The 7,717-nt window shown below is 47.0% G+C and carries 10 protein-coding genes; all 10 read right to left on the bottom strand.

Features of this window, described 5'->3' with window-relative positions:
• Positions 1-56: 56 nt before the first annotated feature.
• Positions 57-719, bottom strand: coding sequence for a 30S ribosomal protein S3 (gene rpsC, locus ACI31H_RS04480; RefSeq protein ID WP_439770799.1), 663 nt, complete (start codon positions 717-719; stop codon positions 57-59).
• A 12-nt stretch (positions 720-731) separates the two neighbouring features.
• A complete protein-coding gene (gene rplV / locus ACI31H_RS04475) occupies positions 732-1,079 on the bottom strand; it encodes a 50S ribosomal protein L22 (RefSeq protein ID WP_047767347.1) in 348 nt (115 codons plus the stop codon).
• Positions 1,080-1,096: 17 nt separating this feature from the next.
• Complete coding sequence (gene rpsS, locus ACI31H_RS04470) at positions 1,097-1,375, bottom strand: 30S ribosomal protein S19 (RefSeq protein WP_003714506.1); 279 nt, start codon at positions 1,373-1,375, stop codon at positions 1,097-1,099.
• A 40-nt stretch (positions 1,376-1,415) separates the two neighbouring features.
• The gene (gene rplB, locus ACI31H_RS04465; protein WP_439770798.1) at positions 1,416-2,261 is read right to left on the bottom strand and encodes a 50S ribosomal protein L2; all 846 of its coding nucleotides are present in this window, start codon (positions 2,259-2,261) and stop codon (positions 1,416-1,418) included.
• 25 nt (positions 2,262-2,286) lie between these two features.
• On the bottom strand, positions 2,287-2,583 hold the full coding sequence (gene rplW / locus ACI31H_RS04460) for a 50S ribosomal protein L23 (RefSeq protein WP_439770797.1): 297 nt from the start codon (positions 2,581-2,583) through the stop codon (positions 2,287-2,289).
• The gene (rplD, locus tag ACI31H_RS04455; RefSeq protein WP_439770796.1) at positions 2,583-3,206 is read right to left on the bottom strand and encodes a 50S ribosomal protein L4; all 624 of its coding nucleotides are present in this window, start codon (positions 3,204-3,206) and stop codon (positions 2,583-2,585) included. Before rplD ends, rplW begins: the two co-directional genes overlap by 1 nt.
• A gap of 21 nt (positions 3,207-3,227) precedes the next feature.
• Positions 3,228-3,890: a 50S ribosomal protein L3 gene (gene rplC, locus ACI31H_RS04450; protein ID WP_003714508.1), complete on the bottom strand. Its 663-nt coding sequence runs from the start codon at positions 3,888-3,890 to the stop codon at positions 3,228-3,230.
• A 50-nt stretch (positions 3,891-3,940) separates the two neighbouring features.
• Positions 3,941-4,249: a 30S ribosomal protein S10 gene (gene rpsJ / locus ACI31H_RS04445; RefSeq protein WP_057805852.1), complete on the bottom strand. Its 309-nt coding sequence runs from the start codon at positions 4,247-4,249 to the stop codon at positions 3,941-3,943.
• A 343-nt stretch (positions 4,250-4,592) separates the two neighbouring features.
• Entirely contained in the window at positions 4,593-5,918 is a 1,326-nt protein-coding gene (locus tag ACI31H_RS04440; protein WP_439770795.1) for a uracil-xanthine permease family protein, read from the bottom strand.
• 30 nt (positions 5,919-5,948) lie between these two features.
• Positions 5,949-7,283: a guanine deaminase gene (guaD, locus tag ACI31H_RS04435; RefSeq protein WP_439770794.1), complete on the bottom strand. Its 1,335-nt coding sequence runs from the start codon at positions 7,281-7,283 to the stop codon at positions 5,949-5,951.
• Positions 7,284-7,717: the final 434 nt, after the last annotated feature.

Below are 7,717 nucleotides of genomic sequence, written 5' to 3'. Positions count from 1 at the left end.
CGCATGTGACCACGTTGAACCTTACGGTGCTTTACTCGCTTTGGTACTAGCATGTCTTACTTCCCTCCTTGTTCATCATCATTTTCCTTCTTGGTAGGAAGAACTTCACCACGGTAGATCCAAGTCTTAACACCCAGAACACCGTAAGTAGTGTTAGCTTCGTCCCAAGAGTAGTCAATATCAGCACGAAGAGTATGCAAAGGAACAGTACCATCTGAGTATGATTCGATACGTGACATATCAGCACCGTTCAAACGACCAGCAACTTGCGTCTTGATACCCTTGGCACCAGCACGCATAGCACGTTGCATAGCTCCACGCATAGCACGACGGAAAGCGATCCGGTTTTCCAGTTGACGTGCAATACTTTCACCAACAAGGTGTGCATCCAAGTCTGGCTTCTTGATTTCCACAATGTTAATGTGAACACGCTTGCCAGTTAACTTGTTTAATTCCTTACGAAGTGCTTCAACTTCTGAACCACCCTTACCAATAACCATACCTGGCTTGGCAGTGTGAATTGAAACGTTGACGCGGTTTGCGGCACGTTCAATTTCAACGGTTGATACAGAGGCATCAGCAAGTCGCTTTTCAATGTACTTACGGATCCGAAGGTCTTCGTTCAGGTAGTTAGCAAAGTCTTTATCAGCGTACCACTTTGCAGTCCAATCACGAATGACTCCGACACGAAAACCATTAGGATTGATCTTTTGACCCACTATTCATTCCTCCTATCGTTCTGTAACAACCACTGTGATGTGACTAGTCCGCTTGTTAATTGGTGAAGCAGAACCCTTTGCACGTGGACGGAACCGCTTAAGGGTTGGTCCTTCGTTTGCGTAGGCTTCGCTTACAACCAATGAAGCACGATCTAAATCAAAGTTGTTTTCAGCGTTTGCAACAGCAGAATTTAAAACTTTTTGAACATCTGAAGCGGCGCCACGGTTGGTGAACTTCAGAATAGCAAATGCTTCAGCAACGCTCTTGCCGCGAATTGCGTCTAAGACGAGGCGAACCTTACGTGCAGGCACACGCACCATCTTAGCAGTTGCCTTAGCTGATGTGATGTTTTCAGCCATTTATTAATTCACCCTCCTTACTTACCAGTCTTCTTGTCATCAGTTGCGTGACCGTGGAAAGTACGAGTTGGAACAAATTCACCCAACTTGTGACCTACCATGTCTTCTTGTACGTAAACTGGTACGTGCTTCCGACCATCATAAACAGCAAATGTGTAACCAATGAAACTTGGGAAAATGGTAGAACGACGTGACCAGGTCTTGATGACCGTCTTCTTTTCAGAACCTTCTTGCTCCTTAACCTTCTTCAGTAATGAAGCATCAGCGAAAGGTCCTTTTTTCAAACTACGACCCATTTAGTGTACCTCCTCTCGGGTATTAGAACGTATATAAATATTAACGAGTATGTGGACCGCGCTTCCGACCACGAACAATGAACTTGTTTGAACGAGCCTTGTGTGAACGGGTCTTCTTACCAACGGTCTTCTTACCCCATGGAGACAGAGGAGATGGTAAACCAACAGGTTGCTTACCTTCACCACCACCATGTGGGTGATCATTAGGGTTCATTACAGAACCACGAACGTGTGGACGTTGACCAGCGTAACGGTTCCGACCAGCCTTACCCTTGATTAACAGGGCGTGTTCGTCGTTACCAACAGTACCAACAGTGGCACGGCAGGTTGCAAGAACCATCCGAACTTCACCAGATGAGAGACGTACCAATACGTACTTTTCATCCTTACCAAGGAGTTGAGCAGAAGCACCTGCTGAACGAGCAAGTTGACCACCCTTACCTGGCTTTAATTCAATGTTGTGAATAACAGTACCAACTGGAATGTTCTTCAATGGAAGAGCGTTACCAACCTTGATATCTGCATCCGGACCTGATTGAACGGTCATACCAACCTTCAAGCCCTTTGGTGCGATGATGTATGACTTAGTACCATCAGCGTAAACCAATAAAGCAATGTTGGCAGTACGGTTTGGATCGTATTCAATGGCCTTAACGGTTGCAGGAACATCATCCTTGATCCGCTTGAAGTCAATGATCCGGTATTGGCGCTTAACACCACCACCACGGTGACGAACAGTAATGTGACCATAACTGTTACGGCCGGCAGTGTGCTTTAATGGAGCCAATAATGACTTTTCAGGTGTAGTCTTCGTAATATCAGCGAAGTCGTAACCGTTCATGTTCCGGCGACCGTTAGTAGTAGGTTTGTACTTACGAATTCCCACTATGTTTTCCTCCTTTTTCTAATGATTAGTTTTCGCTGTCATCGTTGAACAGCTTGATTTCGTTTGAATCGGCAGAAAGAGTAACGATAGCCTTACGACGACGCTTAGTGTAGCCGACATAACGACCTTGACGCTTCTTCTTACCCTTAACGTTCATGATGTTAACCTTAACAACCTTAACGTCGAAGATTTCTTCAACCGCGTTCTTAACTTGAGTCTTGGTTGCTCGTAAATCAACATCAAAAGTGTAACGCTTGTTGTCCATACCGGCCATTGAAGCTTCGGTAACTACTGGACGTAAAATAATATCGCGTGCTTCCATTATGCGAGCACCTCCTCTACTTGAGAAAGAGCTGACTTAGTAATAACAACCTTTTGGGCGTCAGCAACGTTTAAGATGTTAACACCAGCTGGGTTAACAACCGTTGCGTTTGCCAGGTTACGTGCAGATAAAGCAGCGTTCTTGTCATCATCAGTGACAACAACCAGTGCCTTTTCAGCAACGTTCAGGCTGTTCATAACGCCAGCCATTTCCTTGGTCTTTGGTGCATCGAAGTTCAATGCATCAACAACAACTAATGCGTTGTCCAGAACCTTTTGGGAAAGAGCTGACTTGATAGCAAGTTGACGAACCTTACGAGGAAGGTTGTACTTGTATGAACGTGGCGTAGGTCCGAAGACAATACCACCACCACGGAATTGTGGTGCCCGGATAGAACCTTGACGAGCACGACCAGTTCCCTTTTGACGCCATGGCTTCTTACCACCACCGCTAACTGCAGAACGGTTCTTAACGGCGTGAGTACCTTGACGCAATGAAGCACGTTGACGCAGGATAGCATCAAATTCAACGTTTTGGTTAGGTTCAATACCAAAAACCGCATCGTTCAATTCGATTGAACCGTTTTGGCTACCATCTTGCTTGTACAAATTAACGCTAGTCATTATTTACTTCCTCCTTTCTGATTATTTGTTGTGTTGCTTGCTCAGGCTCTTCTTAGTGTTAGCCTTTACAGAGTTCTTAATAGTAACGTATGACTTGTTTGCACCAGGAACGTTACCCTTGATGAGTAAGACGTTGTTGTCTAAGTCAACCTTAACAACTTGTAAGTGTTGCATAGTAACCGTCTTGTTACCCATGCGGCCTGGGAGCTTCATACCCTTGAAGACACGGTTAATGATGGCACCCAATGAACCTGGACGACGGTGGTAACGAGAACCGTGAGCCATTGGTCCACGTGACTGGTTATCCTTGTGAATATTACCTTGGTAACCATGACCCTTGGTAACACCCGTAACGTCGACAGTTTCACCTTCAGCGAAGACGTCAGCCTTAACTTCGTCTCCTACCTTGATGTCATCCCCTAATTCAGCGTCACGGATTTCACCGATGAAGCGCTTAGGGGTCGTATTTGCTTTTGCTGCATGACCTTGTTCAGGCTTGTTGCTCAAGATTTCGCGCTTGTCGTCAAAACCAAGTTGTACAGCGTTGTAACCATCGTTTTCAACGGTCTTGATTTGCATAACAACGTTTGGAGTTACGTCGATAACAGTAACTGGAACTAATTCACCGTTGTCAGTGAATACTTGAGTCATTCCAACCTTTTTACCTAAGATTCCTTTGGCCATGAGTACACCTCCAATTTTAATGTTTTAGTATTTATATAGTAGAAAAATAATTACAATTTGATTTCGATGTCAACACCACTTGGCAGATCGAGCTTCATCAATGAGTCAACAGTCTTTGGTGTTGGATCAATAATGTCGATCAAACGCTTGTGGGTCCGCATTTCAAATTGTTCCCGAGACTTCTTAAACTTGTGTGGTGAACGGATAACAGTGTAGATAGTCCGTTCAGTTGGCAACGGGATAGGACCTGAGATTTGAGCACCTGTCCGCTTAGCGGTATCAACGATCTTATCAGCAGATTGGTCGAGGATACGGTGTTCATAAGCCTTTAACCGAATACGAATCTTTTGTTTTGCCATTATGTTCCCTCCTTCGTCAGATTTAAAATTTGACTAGCTCCGCGGAAATTACCGCCACATCCTGTGGCAAAGCGGCCGGGTGTGTCGCAACCTTCCGCATCATCGCTTCGCAGCTTAAACCGCTATGGGGGCAGGGCAAATCTGCCTCCTAAGCTCAAGCACCTATCCATAATACAAAAGAATCGCCGTCATATCAAGTGTTTAAATGGATTTATTTTAGATGAAATATTTTTGTAAAGTAAAATTGTTTTCAATTTAGCCGTAATTTTTCCATAAAAATTTAAAAAATCGCAAATAATGGTTATTAATCCATCATTTACGATTTTTTCTTCATATATATAAATTACAGCTGAGCGCGTTTGGGCATCAGTAAGTTAAGAATGATCGCCAATAGAGCCGCGATCGCAATCGGGGATCCCAACAAGTATTGCACCATCTGGGGAGCGGCACTTACGATCTTCTTCGGTACTAATACTAAGGCAATCGTAATTACAATCGGTAACCCGATAATGTAGAGGTCACTTTCCCCTGTTTTCAAATTCCGAATAACATTTAGACCGTTCAGCATGATCGTTACGGTGATGATCGCAAACACCCCACCGATAACTGGTGCTGGGATGGCTGCCAGAAAGGCCGAGAGCTTGGTACAAAAGCCAAGGATAATGAACCAGCCACCTGCCGCGATAAAGACCCGCTTACTGGCCACCCCAGTAATTGAGACAATTCCGGCGTTAGTTGAATAGCCAGTAACTGGGGTCGTCCCGGTGATCGTTGCTACTAGACAACTTAGTCCTTCACCGATGATCCCCCGGTTCCACTGTTTTTTCGTGATGGTGTGGTTAGTAACGGCCCCCATTGCAAACCAGGTTCCAGTAGTTTCCGTTGTTAAGATTGCATAAATGATAATAAAGGTCAGAATAGCCGTCAGATCAAAGTGCATTCCCCAGTGGAAAACCGTCCGCTGCGGTAGGCTGAACCAGGGAGCCGCCGCAACAGATGAGGCATCAAAGCGGCCCATGGCAGCACTCAACGCCGTCCCGACCAACAGGGCAATGACGATGGAACCCGTCTTAAAAAGTTTTTGAACCCGTGGAAAACGAATACTGATGGCGACACAAACCAGCAGGATCAACGCGGTCACCCCTGCCAGTTCCATGTTCTGGTAGACGTTTCCTTTAGCCTCGAAGATGTTGTCGTTCAAAGCGGATGGAATCAAGGATAGCCCCACGCAAGTAATAATAGTTCCGCCGACCACTGCCGGTACTAGCCGGTTGATGATCTTCTGAAAGATTCCACTCATACCAAGCAGAATTAGTAGGATGGCGCCGACCAGTAGCGCCCCCATTAAGGTGGCCATCCCACCGCCATGTACTCCACCGCTGGCCATAACAACTCCAGCAGCCGCCGTTAACGGTACAAAGGATGGTCCCTGGGAAACCGGCATTTTCATAAACCAGGCGGTCTGCAAGATTGTCCCGATCCCAGCCGCCAGGAAGGTTGCCTGCAGGAGGCCGGTCGAGTCCACCGCCCCCATTGCCAGGAGCCCCGCCAGAATAATCGGTGGGACATAGACGTCCATTGCTAAGACGTGTTGCAGTCCCAATAGGACCGCTTCCCCCGTCGGTACCTTCTCATCTGGGCCTATTAATAAATGTGCTTTCGTATCCATTTTTCTCTTCTTCCTTCTACCTTTTCATAATTAATTTTCGTATACCAAGCGACCGTTAACGTACACACCCTTGATATCGGCCGTCTCAGTCTGATACATCAGCCGTTCAAATACATCGGCAGCGGACGACCTTCCCCACGTCCGGTGTGCTTGCACCACCTGCAGGTCCGCCCGATAACCAGCGGCGATTCGTCCGGCAGCTAGGTGTAAAGCTTGAGCACCGCCAGCCGTTGCCAGGTAAAAGGCAGTGGCTGCCGTGATCTGGGAATTAGCAACCCCGCGCTGTTCAGCGGGGCGCCGGCTATCAACCCCATCCGTCAACATCCGGGATGATTTAACTGCCTGACGAATATTGTGGTATAGGCTGGGAGTGTAACCGCCCGAAATATCGGACCCTAGGCCGACCTTATTCCCCATCTTTAACAGGCGCTGAACCGGTAGCACCCCATTGCCAAAGTAGATATTAGAAATTGGGCAATGGGCAATTGTCGTCTGGTGTTGCTTGAGTAATTCCATATCCCCAGTAGTCAATTGTGTTCCGTGGGCCATCACTGCTCGTGGCGTCAATAGGCCAAAGTGATCCAGCACTTCCGCGTCGTGCATTCCAAAACGGTCAATTGTATACTGGCTTTCCCAGTTACTCTCGCTGACGTGGGATTGAATTGGCAGGTCATACTTAGCCGCCAGGCGACCTAACCCCGCCAGAGCTGCATCGGTACAGGACGGTACAAAGCGGGGCGTGATCACCGGTGTTACCAGGTCGTTCGGGTCTGGAATAGCCTGCACCCGCTGGATAAACCGTTCGCTCGCTGTCAGGGCTTCCTTAACGGAATGATCCCGGTAGTAGTCGGGCGTCTGGTCCGGATTATCCATAGTGACCTGACCAACATACCCGCGCAGTCCCTGCTGTTGGCATTCATCTACCAACACCAGGTTGGCATCAACGTGAATCGTACCAAACATCATGGCCGTAGTTGTTCCGTGAGCCAGTAGTGTCCGGACAAAGTCGGCATATACCTTCCTAGCAAACGAACAATCACTAAAGCGGGCCTCAAGCGGAAAAGTATATACGTTTAACCAGTCTGCCAGCGGCCGGTCGAGCGCTAACCCCGCCTGTGGCCATTGCGGTGCATGCACATGCAGGTCAACAAAGCCGGGAAGAAGGTATTCTCCCTGGGCTAACTCACGCAGTTGGTGATGCTGACGAGCAGCGGTGAGGACCCGGCTATAATCCCGATCTGCTGGTAAAAGAACCCGATCTACCCAGCCGTCAGGATCAATACAAACCAAACAATCAGTTAGGTTCTGAACATGGTATTGATCTTGAGCGGTAAATGCATTCCCACGAATCACTAACGATTCCACGGCTCTACCTCCTTATCATTCGGTGCTTTTAGTATAACACGAAGATTATTCTTTTCAACAGGTAATATAGTTCGTACAAATTCTAGTAACAAGCTGACATGCCGGCTATATAATTCGTTTAACGCTTTCATTAGCCGAAAAATAATTAAAAAAATGGGGACGTGACATAAATCACTCTGTATAGATCAAAAGTGAACAACGCGGTACACAAATGGGGTCCAGAGCCCGGCAAAGCCGAACTCTGAACCCCTATTTGTGCTCGCGGGGGTGGCAGATAGCCTAGCTACGCGTCGTGAAGACAAAGTCGTAAACGACTTCTGTCACACTCCCATTGGGATAAAATGAAAAAGACCGCCAATTTTAATCAGCGGTCTTTTACTGGGTCTACACTTTCTGGTATTGATGAAAATCAATGCCAGTTTTTTTGTACGCAA

The organism is Limosilactobacillus sp. (assembly GCF_051873035.1).
In the GTDB taxonomy this organism is placed as follows: Bacteria; Bacillota; Bacilli; order Lactobacillales; family Lactobacillaceae; genus Limosilactobacillus.
This window is presented reverse-complemented; position numbering and strand designations above follow the sequence as displayed.